This window comes from Sphingopyxis sp. 550B, from assembly GCF_057401805.1.
The window spans coordinates 1,461,084-1,479,672 of the sequence record NZ_CM171610.1 but is presented as its reverse complement, the minus strand read 5'-3'; the positions used below and the strand labels follow the sequence as shown (position 1 = coordinate 1,479,672).

The window sequence follows — 18,589 nt, the reverse complement described above, 5'->3', positions numbered from 1 at the left end:
TCTAGTCGTCGCTTGGATGCAAATCTACCTGCCCCATACGATATACTCCTCCAGCTTCTGCGGGGACCGTAACGATCCAGGTGGTCTTATTTTCATCGTTTAGGATCACTCGATAAGTCTTCCCCGCGGCCAACCCGATCATACCATAGCGACCCGCCGAGTTCGTAAAGAAGCTCTGGCTTTCGAAGCCTTCATCGTTAACTCCAACGATCTGGCCGGTAGCAAGAGTTACTGGGCTGCCGTCGATCAGGAGAATGCCGACTGCACTTACGTTGCGGTTGCTCCCCACCACGATCCTATAACCGCTGTGAAACGGCGGGTCGACCCGTGCCAATCCGTCGCCAACATCGTATCCTTTGTCGGTGTTAGCGAAGTCATATTGGAAATTCTGCTTAGCATAAGAACCAAGCGTCGACTGGATCGCGCCACCGAGAACACCGCTTCGAGCTTCATAGCGCTCGCCTTTCAGACTGCGTCCGCTAACTACGTCCTCTTTGGAAAGCGTGGAATGCGGCTTCAGAACTGCAAAACTGTCGTAGATAGGTCGGCCAATGCCGAACGCGCCGTCGGCGTAGGCAAGCGAAGTCCCGACTTGCAAACGCGCTCCCTTACGATCAGTAATGCTCCCTAAGCCTTGGCCGCGACTAAAGAACGATGCGCGGGCGTCAAAACGATTACCGACGTAATTGAAATTAGCATCAACCGACGTATCGCCTGGCGAATTAGTCACGCCAAAATCATAACCGAACGATCCAACATCGTTACCAGCACTTTTCGAGAACGAAGCTCGCGTCGTGTCGATCCGGCTACGATAGTCTATATTTGCACGTTTATCGCCTCCAAAAAGGGCTATTATTCCCACGCGCACGCCAAAATTGTTGCGACGTATGTTGTCTCTGCCATACTCAATGCCACCGGTAACGCGGAAGCGATTGGTGAGACGGTGGGCAACTTCAGCGTAAGCGAGCGTTTGGCTCGGTCGTCCCCCACTCTGACGAACATAAGTCACGCCTATTGATCCGTAGGTCACTGTTGAGAAAGATTGCGTGTAATTGGCATTGAGGGTCAGGGTGGCAAGATCGAACCCGGTGAGATCGTCTAGGGTTTGGTAGCCCTTCCCTTGATAGTCGAAACTGAAACTAAACTGTTGGCGAGACGAATTATTGCTACCGCTCCGAAGGCGGTAGTTTCCGCGCAATGCTACTCCCGACTTGTTACCGTGACTGTAGGCAGCTTGGAAATCGATTATCCCTGGTATAATTTGAGGCACGATCGAAGCCTCAATCGCAGCCAGTTGGCGAGAGCCAGACACCTGAGCACTGGCACCGACCAATAAATCTGCGCTTAGCGCCTTACGATAAAAGGCAGTCGCTGCAACTCTGTTGGAGTAGGCAGGCTGATAAGAAAGCGATCGACCAAGTGCACCTACATTAAATGCATATTCATAATCGCCCGGCTCAAGATCCATCTGCTCAAAAAAATAACTATAGTTTATTAATTGCTGACGCCCGGCTGCATCGCGAATTCGAAGCTGAATATCATTTGAGCCAAATTGCAGTGGAAGGCTATTTAGGTCATATCGCCCGGCATCTAGCTGGAATGTTTGATACTCCGCGCCGTTTACCAAAACTTGTACTGTTGAGTTTGTGTCGAGATAAATTTCTCTACCTGAGAGAAAAGGGCTCGGGAGGAAGGCGCCAAAAGTCCGCTTGCGCCTCTCAACGCCAACGCCGCCAATATAGGGAGAACGAAGCAGGCTTATAGAGTCCGCACGAAGATCGCCCGCACTTACTCGCACATATTTATCAGGCAGGTCGTAAATCGCGCGCAGAGAACGGCGGTAAAAGCGATACTTTTCACCGAGTTGGTCGCTCAAAGCCCCATCAAGTTCGACGACTACATTTTGGTAGCGCGCAGCGCCGAAAACGTAGAGCTCCGGCTTCGTCGTGTCCCCTTCTTCATAATCAACATTGCCAGTTAGATTTAGAAATGCGCTGAACTTAGCTGGCTGGATATATGCCAACTGTGCGCCATCCTGACCTCGCGGCAGGTCCCCAAGAGTTCGGATTGGTCGATATCGCGCGTCGATACGGACGACATTGAGTTCAAGGCGATTTTCGTTGAACTCGATGGCGAATCCTGACGCTGCCAGAATTGCTGGATCTATGAACGCCTGATTTCCGATTAACTCGGACAGCCTTAAGCGTCCTTCCTCGTTCAGGAGGCGTTGGAGCTGCTCACTTAGCGGCCGTGCTTCATAGGTTAATTGGCCGTCTCCGGAAATTCGCACGACTACGTCGCCAAGCGCGGCACCTTCGTTAAGGAGTGGCACCGAGAGATCCATATCTCTCCCCTGCGTTGCAGTCGCAAGAGCAGTGTTCGCGGCGGCTGGCACAGGGACCAAACCAATTATGCAGGTTGTCAGCGCGATGATGCTTACACCACGCCCCCACTTATGCCCCCCCCCAATCATATCACGGGTTAACCATGATCCGGATCGATTCCGCGGTGAGCGGGACATCGGTCGGAACAAAGAATTCCCGGACTCGATCTGGCCCAACTACGCCAACGCCAATGATCTTTGTCATTTCTTCTGCCCGATAGCTGCGGCTGAATGCTGTGCCATCTTCCGCGAGGCCCTCGATATCCCATCGCGCCAAGCCAGCAAGAAAGTAACGGTTCCCGACGTTGGCAAGGCGAACCGTGACACCGGGTTGCGCAGCAGCCGGAGCGGCGACAGGCGCATCTCCAGTGGGCTGAGACGCTGCAGTCGACGGAGAGTCCGATTCCGCATCCGAAGGAGCCTCTTTGACGGTAGGGACCGCTGAAATCACTTGGGCAAGCGGCTTGCTATTCTTCGGGACAACGTTGGCCAATATATTGTAATTTACGACTACTTGGACTTGCGATTTCCCTGGCTCAAACTGAACCGGGATTTGCTGAAGCGACAAGTAGTAAATCTCTGATTTATCAAGCCCCGGATCTCCTACGTATTGGATACGGAATACTTGCTGAGATTTACGCTGCACTACAGTTTGCAGGGGGAAAACCAAAAAATCTTCGTCTGCCGGCGTCAGCTTCAGATCACCCGTTTCGCTGATTTCACCCTTCATTACGCGTGCTTCGAAAGGAATATCTCGTTCTGAATCGTTCGTTAGCTCGACTCGAGCGATAGCCCCCCCGCCACTGGGCTGAAGCTCGACGATCATCGGTGACACCCGCGCGGCATAAGAAGGAGCGGACACGAGCGCCAAAATAATCGATATGAGCGCACCCACAATTACACGGCGCATAGCCCTCTCCCACACGCATTTTTTATCGTAATTGCAAGGGCGCCAGTCGCGCCCTGCACTGGCAAAAAAGGGAGAGGTTAAACCTCTCCCTTTCTTGAATCGATCTACGCTTAACTTACACGGCGCCGAGCGACAGCGTGACAGTGTCGGTGTAGGTGCCGGCCAGCGGGCGAAGCGAGTTGTCACCGTTGAAGATATAAACTCGCAAGTTCGCTTCGTCATGAAATGCGTCGGTGTTCGAGCGAGTGCTCGAAATGCCTGCGCCGCCGTCCTTCGTGAACAAATGGTGCGTATTGAACGCACTGCTATCCGATGCCGTCAGAGAAACACGATATTCAATGACATTCGTGAAGTCATCTTTGTCGTTTCCATCATTCGGCTCCGGATTGACGAGGCCGCCGTTGGTCGACGTGATTTTGGTCTGGGCGCCATAGTTGCAGCTGACCCAAAGGGGCTGCGTGTCGTTCTGGGTGCCACCACCAGAGGTTGAGTTGATGAGCAGCGCACCGGCACCCGGATCTTGATTGATGATGACATTTGCGAAGTTGACATCATTCGGATCGCCGATGCTGCATTCGGGCGCGACGGTCGCGGTGACCGTCAACGACTGCGAGTCGGTCGGCGCGGCAAACGCAGGAGTAGAAACCATGGCTGCGGCCACGGCGATAAAAGCAAACTTCTTCATGTGAGCTCCCCTCGGAAGGACTGTCAGGAATTCGAGCCATGTGACCGCGTCGGCCGATAGGCTCTACCACCAGTGGCCAAATTGGCCTGCGACCCCTCGGTGGTTAATTATGTCTTAACCCGGCGGAAGCATTGGACAAAGCGGATTCTAACCGTGCCGGCAGTTTTTTCGGCTAAGCAAGACGGAGATTGGCCAGATTAATCTCCATAAAAATTTGTTTTCAAATGCTTTTTTAAAAATCAATGCGCGGGAAAACTTGCCCCCAACCGCAGAAAAACCGTCCCAAATTCTGACAAAGGCCTTAAGCGCTTCGGTTAACTTCAGAAAGCGACCGTTAAGCAAAAATTTAACCCCGTCGAGGTGGACGCTCCTATTCGCCGTGCGTCCACGTCACTTTGTCGTCATGCATCGATTATGTGGTAGATGCCCACAAGTGGCGTAACCGGTGTTTTCAGGCCACGTCGAACCAGGGCATGAGATCGCCGACGCTTTGGATGGGATGACCGTTGGCAAGGCTGGTGAGCGTGTCGGTCAGCCACGCGTGGGGGTTGATGGCGCCCAGCTTGCAGCATTCGATGAGGGTCGCGATGACGGCCCAGTTATCTCCGCCCTCGTCGGAGCCGGCAAACAGGGCGTTTTTGCGATTGAGAGCCAGCGGCCTGATCGACCGTTCGACGGTATTGGAGTCGAGGTCGATGCGTCCATCGTCGAGGAATCGCACGAGGCCGTCCCAGCGGGTGAGTGCATAGCGGATCGCCTCGCCAAGCTTGCTTTTGGCGCTGACCGGCGGCCGCGGGCGACAAGATACTGGTGAAGATCGTCGACGATGGCGCGGCTGCGCTCGGCCCGGACGGCGCGGCGCCGCTCGGCGGATGAACCGCGTACGTCGTCCTCGATGGCATAGAGCAAGGCGATGCGGCGCAGCGCCTCGGTGGAGACCGGCGACGTGTCGGCGAGATCGTAGAACTTGCGGCGCACGTGCGCCCAGCAGAAAGCGAGCCGGATCTGCTGTCGCCGCCGGGCGAGCGCGGTGTAGCCGCCATAGCCGTCGACCTGCAGGATGCCCGCGAAATCGCCAAGATGCGCGTGAGGACGCTCGGCCTTGCGATCCGGAGCATAGACATAGGCGACGATCGGTGGATCGCTGCCGCCCCATGGCCGGTCATCGCGGGCATAGGCCCAGAGTTGCCCGGTCTTGGTCCGCCCGCGCCCGGGATCGAGCACCGGCGCCGTCGTCTCGTCGGCGAACAGCCGCTCGGACCGGCGAAGCTGTTCGAGGATATGGTCACGCAAGGGGCGTAGATACCATGCTGCTCGGCCGACCCAATCGGCCGGGTGGATCGATCGAGCCGGATGCCCTGTCGGGCGTAGATCTGGGCTTGCCGGTAAAGCGGCAGATGATCCGCATACTTGGATACCAGCACTTGGGCGATCAGCGCCTCAGTCGGAATGCCGCCTTCGACGATACGCGGCGGTGCGGGAGCCTGCACGACCGTGCCCTCGCACGCGCGGCAGCCGTAGCGCGGTCGGCGCGTGACCAGGACGCGGAAGGTGGTCGGCACGACATCGAGACGCTCGGCGACATCCTCGCCGATCTGGTGGAGCGCACCGCCGCAGCAGGGGCAGGCCTTATCCTCGATATCCACGACCTGCTCGATCCGTTCGAGATGCGACGGCAGCGAACCGCGGTTGGTCTTGCGCACCCGATCGCTGTGAGGCCTTCCGGCCTTCGCTTCGGCGGCGACCTCGGCCTCGGCGAGCGCCGCCTCGACATCCTCGAGACCCAGTTGCAGCTGATCGGGATCGAGCTGTTCGGAACGGCGGCCGAACCGGTGGCGCCGAAACGCCTCGAGGATCGCCCTCAGACGTTCGACTTCCGCACCGGCACTCTCGAGCTTGCGGGCCTGTTCGAGGACGAGCGCGCGGAGCGCGTCAACATCATCCGGCAGGTCCGCTTCCACGAGCATGGGAGCAGTGAATCAGCGGAAGAACGCCCCGTCAACCAGCAATCTGCGGTGCCTGTGGCCGGCGCCCGCCATGGACGCGGCGCCAGTCCAGTCCCTCCAGAAGAGCCCCGAGCTGCGCGGCCGTGAGGCGCATGACACCGTCCTGGATGCCCGGCCACTTGAAGCCGCCGGACTCCAGCTTCTTGGCCATCAGGCAGAGTCCCGTGCCGTCCCACCAGACCAGCTTGATCCGGTCGCTGCGCTTCGCCCGGAACACATAGATCACGCCCGACCAGGGATCGCCGCCATACTCGGCGGCGACCAGCGCGGCGAGCGCGTCGGGCCCCTTGCGGAAATCCACGGGACGCGTTGCGACCATCACGCGCGCGCCGGCACCGGGGCCGATCATCGCGTGGCCTTGAGTGCTTCGATTACCGCGGCAATCACGCCGACATCGGCGCCTCGGCCGATCCTCACCGCCACGCCGTCGATCTCCAGCTCGACCGCACTTGCCTGGGGACGCCGCCGCTTCGCGGAATGCTTGACAGCTGGATGTGGATCGCTCGCGGGCAGCGGATCGATCACAGCAGGGACGAAGGCGGGAGCCGCCGTCGGCAACGTCAGGCCCTGGCCTTCCAGGCGCTTGCGCAGATCGCGGCGCCAGTTGAACAACTGCGTGGGGCTCAAGCCATGCCGACGCGCCACCGCACAGACCGTCTCGTGACCCGAAAAGCTCTCCGCAACGATCGAGGCCTTCAACTCTGGCGGCCAATCCCGCCGCTTGCCCCTACCGGTGAAAACCTCGAAGCGCTGAACCCCGCTGGTGCCAGCATCATCATATGGCATCGTCATAGCACCAGCTTCCTACCCCACGATCAGGGCGCGGACACTCGGCGCTGCGCGTCACTCCCGCAAGGTGGGGTCACGCCTCCGCTTACCAAGTGGCCAAGAGGCGTCTGCGCAGCAGAACATTTCAATGCGACCTCCGTCGTGTGCCTGCTATCATTGCTTGCGGTGCCAATCGCAGCTGTAGCCAATCAGAATCATCAGACCGCAAGCATCTGAGTAACGGAGTTCAAAATATTATAAAAAGCGAGAAGGGATGAAATATGCAAAAGAACTTAGTCTAATCAGCGAATATACGACAAAATTTAATAGAGGCCGTGAAATTACGCACTGAAAAGCACTATAACTATCGTGCTTCAAACCCGCTATGGCATGCCTTTTTCAACACTTGCCACCGCGGAGCTCATATCGTCGCCCATCCCCCTCTTCGACAGAAACCTTCACGCACCACTGCGGCCCCGTCGACATGCGCATCGTGGATAACAAATGTCGTTGGCCGGCTTCGAGCGTGGCGCTACCACGAAGATGGCTGGTAGATTTCCCTGTAAACGCAATTTCGTAGCGCACTTGCTGCGTCATCGGCGAGTCGCCGATTAATTGAAGCCGAACGAAGCCGCCATCGGGCTCCAGTTCAAGCATGACGGCATCACGAGGTTGGGTTTGCGACGTCATGGCCGCAAACAGGAAGACCGGCACCGCGGCGGCTGGCAACAGTTGCACAATCAATTGCCTCCCGGGCTCGAGAGCCGCGCGACGATCGCGTCGAGCAAAGCCTGCGTTTCGGCTGAAAGGTCGTTTGCGTCGCTTGGCTTACCATCCGCGGTCGTGTCCGAGGCGGCGGGGGCTGTCAGGGTGATTGACGCTAGCGCTTGAAACTCTCGGTCATTGGCCGACGCTGTGCTTCCCGGTGCGCGCGCCGCTTGGTCAATGCCCGTTCCCTGCAATCTGGTCAGCCGTTCGCCTAGAAGGCGCTGTTCAGCAGACAATGTGCTTGCCGGACGAGTAGTAAACTCTTCCGATCGGGTCTCAATTCGTCTCCGGCAATAATCAGCATCTTTCGCCGTGAGGAGTTCTGCGCTGCAGCGGTCGATCCCATCGACGCGCCCGAGGGTAACTTCGGTATCGGCGTCAGAAAGCTGCGGGAGATTGTCTGGGTTGTCCGGAGCCGCCCTCTGGTCGACATAGGCTGAATTGTCAGCGCGGGACACCTGCTCGATCGGTGCTAAATTTGCGACCGTCGCGTTCTCGTCGAGTTGCTCGACTGCAACTGGCGCTGGCTCGGCCAGTATCATTAGTGCACCGAAATAGCCGATCATGCCGCCTGTCCTTCTAACCGCCTCCGCCCTGCGCACCAACTTGCTGAATCTGCAAGGTCGATCCGCCGGTTTGTTGAACTTGGAGATCCGACAAGCCACTACCGTCCTGAGTCCATGCCAATCGATTTGCGTCGCCTGTCTGTGTTACTGACATCATGTTGCCGTCACCGTTTTGTGTCAGGCTTGCCTGATTGTCCGCGCCGTTTTGCGCCAGCGCAAGCGAGTTCGTTTGACCGATTTGGATTACGGCAGCCAAATTATTGGCAGCCCCGTCGTTTGACTGGAAAATATTCCCTTGGTTGGCATTTCCGGACTGGAGTAGACTGAGAACGTTAGCACCGGCGCCGCGCTGCAGGATCAAGGCAAGATTGCCGTCGCCCGTCTGAGCGACCTCGGTGTAATGATTACCTCTGTCGCGCTGCTTAATCTCCGCTCGATTATCGTCGCCTTCCTGTGCGATGCGCGCATAGGATTCAGCGCCCACTTGGTCGATTGACGCTCGGTTCGTCGCACCGATCTGGGCGATAAAAGCACCTCGATCGTCAGCCGCCGCAATTTCGTCGAGCATGGAGGCTGCGCCTGGCTGGGCAACCGTGGGCGTCGGGATGATGATCGCCGCGAAGAGCATTAAGCCCCATGCCCACAAGTTCAGCATTCGCATTGTCATAAGGAGCTCCGCCGCTCGATCATATCACATTCAGCAAAAAACTGCGATGGGCGGGGCAATCCTTCAAGGATTGCCCCCGCGCCACCATCACATACCCGTCGGTCCCTGGGTGACGACAGCGGAGTTGTTGCTGCCGTTCTGCGTTACCGTCGAGAACGAGTTCATGTCGGTCTGGGTAACCGTCGCGATATTGTCGCTTCCGAACTGGTCGATGAGCGACTCATTGCCCGATCCCGACTGCAGCACGGTCGCCGTGTTCGAGTCCCCGCGCTGGAGGATATCGGAGAAGTTGCTGCTTCCCGTCTGCGTCACATCGGCCTCATGGCCCGAGCCGAAATTGGCGCCCTGATCGATCACCGAGGTGTTCTCCTCGCCGCCTTGAAACACCGTGGCGCTCTGGCCATAGCCGCGCTGCTTGATTTCGGAATCGACGCCAAGCCCGGCCTGAACGACGCTGGCCGAATGGCCCGAGCCGAAACTACCGCCCTGATCGATGTCCGAACGCGCGAACTCGCTGGTGCTGAGCTGGTCGACATAGGCGCTCTGCAGGCTGCCGCGCTGGACGATGCTCGACTGGCCCTCAAGGCCCGACTGGGTCACGCCCACAGCGTTGGTGTCGAGATATTCGCCGGCGCTGTTGCTAAGGCCGGCCTGGTCGATAGACGAGACGTTCTTGGTGCCATCCTGCAACACATTGGCCTGATGGCCGCCGATAGAGCCCTGCGTCACGGTCGAGCTGTTGTCCTCGCCAGCCTGCGTGACGATCGCGCCGCTCAGGAACGTCGACGACTGGGTCACCGTCGACCCGTTGCCGCTGCCCGACTGCGTCACTTCGGCGCCGTTGAACAGCCCGGTCTGGGTCACGGTCGAGCTGTTGTCGTTGCCCGACTGGGTGACTTCGGCCAGCGCGACGCCGCCGCTCTGGGTGACCGTCGAGATCAGGTTGGTGCCGGTCTGCGAAACGTCCGCCACCGTAACGTCGCCCGACTGGTTGATCGTCGACAGATTTTCGTCGCCCGACTGGAAGAGCGTCGCATCATTGTCCGAACCGCTCTGGTCGAGGAACGACACGTTGGTCGGCGCGTTCGCCGGCGGGGCCAGATTGGCGCCGACCTGCGTCACGCTAGCAGAGCTGCCGCTGCCCGACTGTTCGATGACCGAAGCGTTGCGCGCGTGCGTTCCGCTCTGGTCGACCGTCGCCGATCCGGTGCCGCTCTGTCCGATGACAGACGTGTTGTAAACGCCCGCCTGCGCGACGTCGGCGCTCGCCGCGGCGCTCTGGTTGATGCTCGAACGGTTGAGGATGCCGTTCTGGTTCACCGTGGCGCTGGCGCCGTCGGCCGACTGGTCGATCAACGAGACGTTGTTGAGGTAAAGCGTCCCGCCGCTGCCCAGCGGCGGAGGCGGCGGCAGGTCACTGCCGTCCCATTCGCGGCCACCAAGCGTGTTGACACCGCCGCCCTGCGTGACGCTGGCGGTCGCGCCGGCGCTCTGCTGGATGCGCGAGGTGTTGTCGTCACTCGTCTGAAGCGTCGTCGCAACCGCGCCTGATGCGGTGCCGGTCTGGACGATCGACGAATCATTGCCCTCGCCATTCTGCGTGATCGAGGCGAAGGCCGGGACCGCATCCTGTGTGATCGACGCGACATTGTCGTCGCCATTCTGGCTTACCAGCGCATCAGCGAACACGTCGGGCACGACCGGCGCGCTCGCGGGGTTGCCGTCGCCGGTGCCGTCGGCGCTCTGCCGCACGACCGTCGCGCGGTTGCGGTCGCCGGCTTGGTTGACCGCGGCGTTCGAGAAATTGCCGGCCTGGTTGATGCTCGACACGTTGTCGTTCCCAAGCTGAAACACCTCGGCGACCGTGTTGTCCCCCGTCTGGGTGATACCGCTGTCGTTGCCGTCGCCGAACTGGGTGACGCCAACGAGCGCCGCGGCATCGGCCGAACCATAAGAATTGTCGGGGTCGCCGACCGCGCCGTTGACGCCCGACTGCACCACGACACTCGTGTTGTCGTCGCCCGTCTGGCTGACGCTGGCTTCGTTATAGCGCATGCTCTGCTCGATCACCGAGCTGCTTGACCCGTCCTGAAAGACTGACGCATTCTGCGCGCCGCCCGACTGCTCGACGCGCGACTGCGCGGCGCCGCTCACCTGGATAACGCTGGCGCGTTCGTCGGTTCCGGTCTGGAAGACCTTGCTGTCCGCACCGTCGGTCGCAGCTTTCTGCTGGACGTTCGCGACGTTGTTGGCGTTCGACTGCTCGACCAGCGAGTCGCTGTTCGCGCCGTCCTGCACCACGGTGGTGGTCTGGTTGGTGCCGCCTTGCAGCACGGTCGATTCATTGGTTTGCGCAAAGGCCGGTGCGGCCATGGCGATGGCGAGGAGCGAAGCCCCGCCGATGACAAATTTTTTCATGATCCCATCCTTTTGCGAACGAAGATCGGCGGATCGGCCCGGCCGGGCCGATCCGCCGCATCGTGGATTAGTTCACGCCCCCGACGCCATTCTGCGTCACGGTCGCGCTGTTGCCAGCACCGCCCTGGGTCACAGTCGACAGATTGTCAGTGCCGCCCTGGATGACGGTGGCGGTGTTGAGATTGCCCGTCTGGGTGATGAAGCTGTCGTTCGACAGCCCCGTGTCGGTCAGGAACGCGTCATTTTCATGCCCGTCCTGAATGATCGACGACTTGCCGTCGGTGCCCGACTGGTCGACCGTCGCGAAGTTGGCCGAAATATCCGGCGGCCCCAGCGTGTTGGTCTGCGATACACTGCTCTGATTGCCCGTTCCCGCCTGCGTGACGTTCGCGGTCATATCGCGGCCCGGACCGCCATTAGCGGGCGAGGGGGCATCCTGGGTGATGGTGCTGCTGTTGAATGCACCCGTCTGCGTGACGGTGGCGCTGGCGCTGTTGGCGCGGCCCGCTTGCGTCACTTCGCTGAACAGATTGTCACCAACCTGATCGACGAACGCGACGCCGAAATTGGCGCTCTGCGTCACGGTCGAGCGATTGTCGTCGCCCGACTGGTTGACGCCCACGGCGACAACATCGCCGAGCGCGTCGAAGGTGCCGGCGCTGTTGTCGAGGCCAGGCTGCGTCACGGTGCTGTCGTTGCGGTTGCCCGACTGGGTGACGACAGCGCTGTTTTCCGAACCGAACTGGGTCACCGTCGATACGTTGTCGGTGCCGGTCTGCGACAGGTCGAGCTGCTGCAGTTCGGTGATGCGGTTCGGCGATCCCTGCGTGGCCGTCGACTGGTTGTTCGAACCGGTCTGCGCGATCGTTGCCGACGCATCGGTTCCCTGCTGGACCAGCGTCGACGAATTGCCAGCAAGGCCGGTATTGTTGGTCTGCGTGACCAGCGCGTCGTTACGTGCGCCGCTCTGCGCAACCGACGAGAAATTGTCGTCGCCGAACTGGTTGACCGCCGCATCGAGCTGCGCCGGCTGCGTTTCGCTGAGCTGCGTCACCAGCGAGTCATTGTCGTTGCCCGTCTGATTGACGGTCGCGTTGCTGCGGCTTTCGCCGGCCCCGCCGCGGACTTCCTGCTGAACGGCCGAGTCATTGCCGCTACCCGTCTGGGTGACGAGCGCGCTGGCAAAGCTGGCTTCGTTCTGATCGATCGTCGAGATATTGTTCTCGCCGGTCTGGACGACACCCGACACGCGGTTCGGCCCGCCGTTGAGCGCATTGCCGACCTGGTTCGAATTGCCCTTCTGGTCGATAGTCGACGAGTTGCCGTCGCCGAACTGCCAGGTTTCGGCTTCCTGCGACGTGCCTTCCTGCCGGATCGACGCGAAGCTGTCGCCGGTCTGGTTGACCTGCGCCTCGTTGCGGTCCGAACCAAGCTGCGTCACGACGGCTTCGGCGCCGTTGCCGGCCTGATCGACGCGGACTTCATTCTTGCGCGCATCGCTTGTACCGTTGCCCGTCTGCAGGACGGTCGACGATCCATTGCTTCCGGTCTGGTTGACGATGGCGTCATTATACTGGTTGCTCTGCTCCACGTCCGACACGTTCGTCGAACCCGACTGCCCGACGGTCGCGCTCTGATACTGGCCGCTTTGTTCGACGGTGCTCGTGTTGTTCTGCGCGACGGCGGGCGCTGCAATCGCAAGCGCCGCAACCGATGCAGATGTCAGGATAAGTTTTTTCATGATCGATACCCTTTAAGGCTGTGCTGGCCGAGGAGGATCGAGGGGTCGAGCAGGCGCCCGACCCCTCTTATCCCATCAGATCGCGGGGCCGCCGCTGCTACCCTGCGTAACGGTCGCGCTGTGGCCGGCACCCGACTGGGTAACGGTCGAGGTGTTGCCGCTCGAATATTGCGACACGCTCGCGCTGCTGTCGGTGCCGCTCTGCAGGATCGTCGACAGATTGTCCGACCCGGCCTGGAGCACTTCTGCAGTCAATGATACGCCATTCTGAGTGACCGACGAAACATTGTCGTCGCCGCTCTGCACTACCGATGCAAAGTTTTCGGCAGAAGCGCCTGCAACGAGATTATTTGTCTGGCTGATCATGCTATCGTTGCGCGAACCCGACTGAACGTTTGTTGCTTCCATCAGGCGGGCAGAAACGCTGTTGTTACCACCGAACTGCGTGATGCTGCTGACGTTGTCGTCGCCGATCTGGCTAATATCTGCCGTCGCAACGCGCGGGTCCGGGCCACCCGGAGGGTTTGGCGCGTTGCTGATCGATTGGCTAATCGTCGCAAGGTTGCTGTCACCGACCTGCGAAACGAAAGCGTCCGACAGTTGCCCGCTTTGCGTGACGATAGCATCGTTCAGGTTGCCAGACTGATTGATCCCGACCAGCGCAGTATCGTTGCCGGCCGAATTGTCGAAACCGGACTGGACAACATCGGCTTCGTTCTCGTTGCCGCCCTGGCTGACGTTCAGATCGCCCGAGGAGCCCGTCTGACTTGCGGTCGTGCGGTTGTCGTTGCCTGACTGGCTAATCAAGGCCTCCTGACCGTTAGTCTGATACGGATTTCCAGCGCTGCGGCCCTGCGTCAGATCGGCGTCATTGCGATCGCCCGACTGATTGACAGTCGCTCGCGAACTATCGGAATTCTGCACGACCGACGAGGTGTTCGCGTCGCCCGACTGATCGATACTGGCAATGCCGCCGGCATCGTCCTGCTGCAGCACGGTCGAAAGGTTGCCTTCGCCTCCTTGGCTGATCGTTGCGACCGCATCATCACCGAGCTGGTCGAGATCCGATGTATTGCCTCCGCCCGTCTGACTGACGGTCGCCGAATTGGCCGCGCCCTGCTGATTCACATCGCTGTTGTTGTTGAGGCCGGTCTGCGACACGCTGGCGATGTTGAAATCACCGCCGCCCTGGTTGATCACCGAGGCATTGTTGAAGGTCGTGTCCGAAGCCGGAAGATTCTGGCCCTGCGTGACACTTGCGATATTGTCGTTCGACGTCTGGTTGATCGTCGAGTCTTGTTCATCGTCAAACTGAGTCACCGAAGCAGCATTACGGCTGCCCGACTGCGCGACGCTGGAGTCGTTCGAAAAAAGCTGAGTTTGGGTGGTCTGCGAAACGGTCGCGCTATTGTCGTCACCCGACTGATCGATTGTCGAGGTCGAGCTCGGAGGAACGAAGCCAGCGCCATAGAGGTCAGCGCCATCGTCGGTCTGGTTAAGGGTTGCGGTATTACCCGTCCCCGACTGGGTGACCGCCGACGTGCCGCCAAGGCCGCCATTCTGGTTGACCGTTGCGGTGTTGTCCGCGTTCGACTGCGTGACCGTCGAAAGGTCTTTGGCACCGGTCTGATTGACCGTTGCGGACTGACCGTCGCCCGACTGGGTAACGGTGCTGGTGTTGTCTTGAGCGATCGCCGGCGCACCGATCATCAGTGCCGCAGCGGATACGCTTGCCAATATCGACTTCTTCATGGTTGCATCACCTCTTCAAAAAGGCGATAACCGTCCCGCCACGGCGCAAAAGACGCCGAGCCTCACAAAGGTTATCGCAGCCTATACTCGCACGCATCGAAGTTACCGCTTCTTTGCGTGCCATTCTCCTACGACTTACTTATCTAGGGCAGGTCAGGAGAAATTAAACCAGCCCCAATTTTAGAAGTTTCAGAGGCCCTCATCCCTCGTTTTTTTGTTTTCGACGATTTTTAGTGCTGACAGCGAGCCTGCCTTCTCCACTGCTTCCTGAATATCACGAGCTTCGTACTGACCATCACGCTCTTTGTGATAGTAATCGAGCATTGCCGACGCGGACTGCATGTCGCTGAACTGCCACAGTCCCAAGTCGACTCCTTCCATCACAAGCCCATACACCGCCTTCTCAATTGCTTGCTGAAGCGCAACTTGATCGGGTTCATTACTCGTTATGCCCCATTCCGCTTCCAGCAGCTCCTTGAATGCGACAAAGCGATACGCATTCGCCCCGATTGCTTGGGACGCAATCGTTTTAGAGGCCGTTACAGTCGTGAGCACTTCTCCGGTTCGGACCGATACAGCACGAAGATAGACTGTCACGGTATCCTGACGATATTCCGTGCGGGCGCCGATGCCGAGGAAGGCGGCGCCGGCACCGCCAGTCACTGTGTTCGTATCGTAGCCGACAATCCCGCCCTCCAGAAGGACACCAGCGAAGAGAAGCGCCGGAAGCGCGCGACGATCGGGCTCCTCTTCTCCCAGATAACGCTTGCGCATTTCGCTGATGATCTGCCGCTCTTTAAGTAGGTTATCAAGCCGTTCCCGTTCGACGATCGTGAACCAATTGCGATCGCCTGCATCTTGCAACGCCTTGACAAGCATTGCGCCAGCGCCCTGGGTCACGGCGCGCGAAAGCGTTTGCCCCGCCTCGGTCGGTTTGAACTGCCCCGTCTGGTCAGTAAATCCGTAAACCGCAACAGCAACTTTGCGCTGAGGCGGCGGGAGGTCATTTAGCAGGAGTTGCGTCTGGGTTTTCTTCGGGAAATAGGCGAGACTAGTGGTCTTCGCGAATGAATCGCGGCCGCTTTTCGAAACAGTCATGCATCCGCCGAGCGACAAAGCGCTCAGCGCCAGAGCCGCGATTTGAACTCCCCCGCGCATCAGGGCACCTCGACAAACAGGGGGACGACAATCTTGGTCTCTTCGCCTGTTTCATCATTGGTTATTGTGAGCGTCACAGAATCCAGCGATCTGAAAAAAGTGATCGTCTGGCCACCAAAGCTGATCGTGCCGCTTTCTTGTGGATTTTCGCCAAAGATCGCATCGACAATCTGCGAAGACAATGCCGACAAGAGACGCGACTGCAATTGCCGCGCAAATATATCGGCTTGCGACGAAGAGCTGGTTGATTTCGGGTCGCGATAATTGTTCTGCGCGTTGGCAGTGCCAAGTATATGATTGGAGTTAAATGGATTGCCTCCAAATGTGGGGCTGATGGGCTCATGCACAAGATCCTGCGCACGCACCGATACCGACGCAACCCCTCCCCATGCTACCAACGCAGCGGCGATCCAAAATTTACGAATCACAAATCCCCCAGAGTTTCGGATGCTGTTTTGACCCCCCATCCGTTTGCTAGGGGCTGCGACTCGTTGCGGTAATTAATACTGTATTAACAACCAAATCAAGGCCTATGATCGCCCGATGGAGATTTGACGTCCCGAGACGGGACATGCTGTGCGGAAAAACGTTCAGACTCTCAAAATCCCAATTATGGGATTGATTTTGTTTTATAAAATGAAATTTCGCCATAAGATGTTGCGAAACCTTGGTTGTATTGGCGCCAACGAGAGAGCGATGTAATCCAGCTCGTCTAGCTGTCGGCGGCGGTTAACTTTCAGTTCGAGATCGGCGAAAAAGTTAACGCCTCTGCCGATCGGTTTTAAGTCTTGCGCATTTGGTCACGTCGTGAGTCCGGCGTCTGGCTGGACGTTCTGCCGACGCTTATCAAAGCATCGTTCGAAAGATCCCATTGTTTGGAGCGATCCTGAGCAAGCACGCGTTTCGACTTCATGACACTAACAGCGATTGCCCTTTGGAAAGGCGCCCGCGGCGATTGCTAGCAGATGGCGCAGCGTATCGTGATTTGACGCTTAACGAGATTGATCGCGTGAATTCAGCAATTGAGTGGACGAGAATATCTCGCCCACTCGAGATCCCCTTACGGGATATAGACTAGGCCGCCATCATGTGACGCGTGGCTTCAGCCAGAAACCGTCGTCGCCGCGCTTGCAGTTCTGCGACATAGCCACGCCCCTCGCGCAATTCGATTATCCGGCGAAGGAGGCGATCCGTCGCGACATTGATATCGGCGCGACCATCGTGGCACCGCCGCCAGCGTGCGAGTAGCAACGCAACGCCAATGGTGTCGCATTCACAGGCTTGCTGCACGGAGTCCCACTCGCCCGCGTAAATGAGCCCCGTGACTGCGAACGCGGGCGCCGTCATCTTGGCCGGAATATCGAGCGCAGCCAAGACCTCGGCCAAATGGATCGGCTTCATCTTGAACCCGCCGGTCACGATGCGAGCGAAGTCCAGGTGGCGAGCAGGATCGTTGCCGCCGAACGACAGCCAGCGCCAACCGCGGGGAAGGGTCAGGCCGTGCTTGTAGGCCGCCATCATGATCAGCGGAATATCGTGCACCATACCTGCCCACGTCACGAGCTCGGCGTCTGGCCAGGTCTGCAGCAGCTGGAAAAGGCCGGACACGATCGCCCGCTCGTCATGGTCCGGCTGGCTCAACGTCACGAACTGCGCGATATCCAGGTTACCGTCGGCATGCTCGGTCAGCACCATGAGAGAGGCGGTGACGATGGTCTGGAACACCCAGCGCGGGCAGGTCAGCGGATCTTCGCTGCGGGTATAACCGCGGCGCGTGGGCTGGTTGTTGTCGTTGCCGGGACTATATCGCTCCGTGGCCTGATAGCGGCGATGGCCGCTTTCATCGATGACGGCGGACTCGACGTCGAGCACGACATAGGAGCGCGGTCGGCGTTCGACGCCCACACGGGGTTCGTATTTCATGGATATGTCCTTGGAATGCGCGGCAGGCTCGGCCTGCCGCGGGGTTCAGTGGTTTGGAGAACGATGGGTGCCGGAACCGGCCGAGACTAATCGTCGCTGGAGCGCGGCTGGAACGTGTGCGTCTCGATCCGAGAGCGCGTCTCGGCGGCGACACGTTCGATGCGGGCCAAGGCTCGACAATGTCCGCCCGCGATGTCGGAGGGCGCTCCCGCCAGACACTCGAACGCGCTATCGCTGCCGAGCCGGATCGTGACTTTCCCGCATTCCGACACCAGTATGACCGGCGCATTGCGGTCGCCCGACCAGGGTCGGCAGCGAAAGATGTGGATCAAATGCTGGTTGCGCATGACTGCCAGATACTTACGCGGCCCGGACAAGCCGGCGGGTGCCGGACCCGCATAAATAATGTCCTGGTCACACTCCATCGCGCGGAGAACCAGTTCACGCACGATTCCCCCGTCGATCGCACCGCCGGTGCCGAATACGATTGACGGCGTTAGCTTGTGGTCCGCCGGGAAGCCCATCTCGTGGCGCAGAGCCCAGGCGTGTTTCTCCTGCTGCAGCGCCTGCATCATGGTGTCGTTCATGCTGTATTCCTTACTCTTGGGTGACGGCCGCTTTGGCCGGAGCCTTTTTCCGCTCTCTCACGGTGCTCAATCCCGCCGCATCGGCGGAGGCTTGCGCCTGCAGGCGCCAGCAATGGCCGCAGGCTGTTGATTTACCGAAATTTTATAATTGGAGGCTACGGCCACTCTGGGAACGGAGAGGTTGCAACCTCCTGTTCATGCGAGCGTTGTGGATTTGAACGCCCGCTGGCCTCGCTGCTCGCGCGACCTGAGCAGCG

The 18,589-nt window shown here is 59.2% G+C and carries 15 protein-coding genes and 1 pseudogene; all 16 read right to left on the bottom strand.

What is annotated here, in order from left to right; translation table 11 throughout:
- Position 1 precedes the first annotated feature (1 nt).
- Complete coding sequence (locus AC2S9W_RS06895) at positions 2-2,344, bottom strand: fimbria/pilus outer membrane usher protein (RefSeq protein ID WP_486571779.1); 2,343 nt, start codon at positions 2,342-2,344, stop codon at positions 2-4.
- 130 nt (positions 2,345-2,474) lie between these two features.
- Positions 2,475-3,293: a fimbrial biogenesis chaperone gene (locus AC2S9W_RS06890; RefSeq protein ID WP_486571778.1), complete on the bottom strand. Its 819-nt coding sequence runs from the start codon at positions 3,291-3,293 to the stop codon at positions 2,475-2,477.
- Between the two features lie 115 nt (positions 3,294-3,408).
- Complete coding sequence (locus AC2S9W_RS06885; protein ID WP_486571777.1) at positions 3,409-3,978, bottom strand: spore coat protein U domain-containing protein; 570 nt, start codon at positions 3,976-3,978, stop codon at positions 3,409-3,411.
- 451 nt (positions 3,979-4,429) lie between these two features.
- A pseudogene (gene tnpC / locus AC2S9W_RS06880) lies at positions 4,430-5,945 on the bottom strand (IS66 family transposase).
- Positions 5,946-5,976: 31 nt separating this feature from the next.
- Entirely contained in the window at positions 5,977-6,333 is a 357-nt protein-coding gene (tnpB, locus tag AC2S9W_RS06875; RefSeq protein ID WP_067182658.1) for an IS66 family insertion sequence element accessory protein TnpB, read from the bottom strand.
- Positions 6,330-6,776, bottom strand: a complete 447-nt coding sequence (gene tnpA, locus AC2S9W_RS06870) for an IS66-like element accessory protein TnpA (protein ID WP_486571776.1) — start codon at positions 6,774-6,776, stop codon at positions 6,330-6,332. Before tnpA ends, tnpB begins: the two co-directional genes overlap by 4 nt.
- Before the next feature lie 375 nt (positions 6,777-7,151).
- Entirely contained in the window at positions 7,152-7,490 is a 339-nt protein-coding gene (gene csgH, locus AC2S9W_RS06865; protein WP_486572062.1) for a curli-like amyloid fiber formation chaperone CsgH, read from the bottom strand.
- A 2-nt stretch (positions 7,491-7,492) separates the two neighbouring features.
- Positions 7,493-8,086: a hypothetical protein gene (locus AC2S9W_RS06860; RefSeq protein WP_486571775.1), complete on the bottom strand. Its 594-nt coding sequence runs from the start codon at positions 8,084-8,086 to the stop codon at positions 7,493-7,495.
- Between the two features lie 13 nt (positions 8,087-8,099).
- A complete protein-coding gene (locus AC2S9W_RS06855) occupies positions 8,100-8,741 on the bottom strand; it encodes a hypothetical protein (RefSeq protein ID WP_486571774.1) in 642 nt (213 codons plus the stop codon).
- A gap of 99 nt (positions 8,742-8,840) precedes the next feature.
- Complete coding sequence (locus AC2S9W_RS06850; RefSeq protein WP_486571773.1) at positions 8,841-11,171, bottom strand: beta strand repeat-containing protein; 2,331 nt, start codon at positions 11,169-11,171, stop codon at positions 8,841-8,843.
- Between the two features lie 67 nt (positions 11,172-11,238).
- A complete protein-coding gene (locus AC2S9W_RS06845; RefSeq protein WP_486571772.1) occupies positions 11,239-12,912 on the bottom strand; it encodes a beta strand repeat-containing protein in 1,674 nt (557 codons plus the stop codon).
- A gap of 75 nt (positions 12,913-12,987) precedes the next feature.
- A complete protein-coding gene (locus AC2S9W_RS06840; protein ID WP_486571771.1) occupies positions 12,988-14,664 on the bottom strand; it encodes a hypothetical protein in 1,677 nt (558 codons plus the stop codon).
- Between the two features lie 189 nt (positions 14,665-14,853).
- Positions 14,854-15,822, bottom strand: a complete 969-nt coding sequence (locus AC2S9W_RS06835) for a CsgG/HfaB family protein (RefSeq protein WP_486571770.1) — start codon at positions 15,820-15,822, stop codon at positions 14,854-14,856.
- Entirely contained in the window at positions 15,822-16,250 is a 429-nt protein-coding gene (locus AC2S9W_RS06830) for a curli assembly protein CsgF (RefSeq protein WP_486571769.1), read from the bottom strand. The genes AC2S9W_RS06835 and AC2S9W_RS06830 overlap by 1 nt, the downstream gene beginning before the upstream one ends.
- A gap of 646 nt (positions 16,251-16,896) precedes the next feature.
- Positions 16,897-17,745: a 3'-5' exonuclease family protein gene (locus AC2S9W_RS06825; RefSeq protein WP_486571768.1), complete on the bottom strand. Its 849-nt coding sequence runs from the start codon at positions 17,743-17,745 to the stop codon at positions 16,897-16,899.
- Positions 17,746-17,831: 86 nt separating this feature from the next.
- Positions 17,832-18,332: a hypothetical protein gene (locus AC2S9W_RS06820; RefSeq protein ID WP_486571767.1), complete on the bottom strand. Its 501-nt coding sequence runs from the start codon at positions 18,330-18,332 to the stop codon at positions 17,832-17,834.
- Positions 18,333-18,589: the final 257 nt, after the last annotated feature.

What these genes read in the sequence shown, in the direction of transcription:
- AC2S9W_RS06845 (WP_486571772.1), bottom strand. Translation starts at nt 12,912, where the DNA reads ATGAAAAAACTTATCCTGACATCTGCATCGGTTGCGGCGCTTGCGATT.
- AC2S9W_RS06855 (WP_486571774.1), bottom strand. Translation starts at nt 8,741, where the DNA reads ATGCTGAACTTGTGGGCATGGGGCTTAATGCTCTTCGCGGCGATCATC.
- AC2S9W_RS06840 (WP_486571771.1), bottom strand. Translation starts at nt 14,664, where the DNA reads ATGAAGAAGTCGATATTGGCAAGCGTATCCGCTGCGGCACTGATGATC.
- AC2S9W_RS06850 (WP_486571773.1), bottom strand. Translation starts at nt 11,171, where the DNA reads ATGAAAAAATTTGTCATCGGCGGGGCTTCGCTCCTCGCCATCGCCATG.
- tnpA (WP_486571776.1), bottom strand. Translation starts at nt 6,776, where the DNA reads ATGACGATGCCATATGATGATGCTGGCACCAGCGGGGTTCAGCGCTTC.
- AC2S9W_RS06835 (WP_486571770.1), bottom strand. Translation starts at nt 15,822, where the DNA reads ATGCGCGGGGGAGTTCAAATCGCGGCTCTGGCGCTGAGCGCTTTGTCG.
- AC2S9W_RS06860 (WP_486571775.1), bottom strand. Translation starts at nt 8,086, where the DNA reads ATGATCGGCTATTTCGGTGCACTAATGATACTGGCCGAGCCAGCGCCA.
- tnpB (WP_067182658.1), bottom strand. Translation starts at nt 6,333, where the DNA reads ATGATCGGCCCCGGTGCCGGCGCGCGCGTGATGGTCGCAACGCGTCCC.
- AC2S9W_RS06885 (WP_486571777.1), bottom strand. Translation starts at nt 3,978, where the DNA reads ATGAAGAAGTTTGCTTTTATCGCCGTGGCCGCAGCCATGGTTTCTACT.
- AC2S9W_RS06890 (WP_486571778.1), bottom strand. Translation starts at nt 3,293, where the DNA reads ATGCGCCGTGTAATTGTGGGTGCGCTCATATCGATTATTTTGGCGCTC.
- AC2S9W_RS06825 (WP_486571768.1), bottom strand. Translation starts at nt 17,745, where the DNA reads ATGAAATACGAACCCCGTGTGGGCGTCGAACGCCGACCGCGCTCCTAT.
- AC2S9W_RS06820 (WP_486571767.1), bottom strand. Translation starts at nt 18,332, where the DNA reads ATGAACGACACCATGATGCAGGCGCTGCAGCAGGAGAAACACGCCTGG.
- AC2S9W_RS06895 (WP_486571779.1), bottom strand. Translation starts at nt 2,344, where the DNA reads ATGGATCTCTCGGTGCCACTCCTTAACGAAGGTGCCGCGCTTGGCGAC.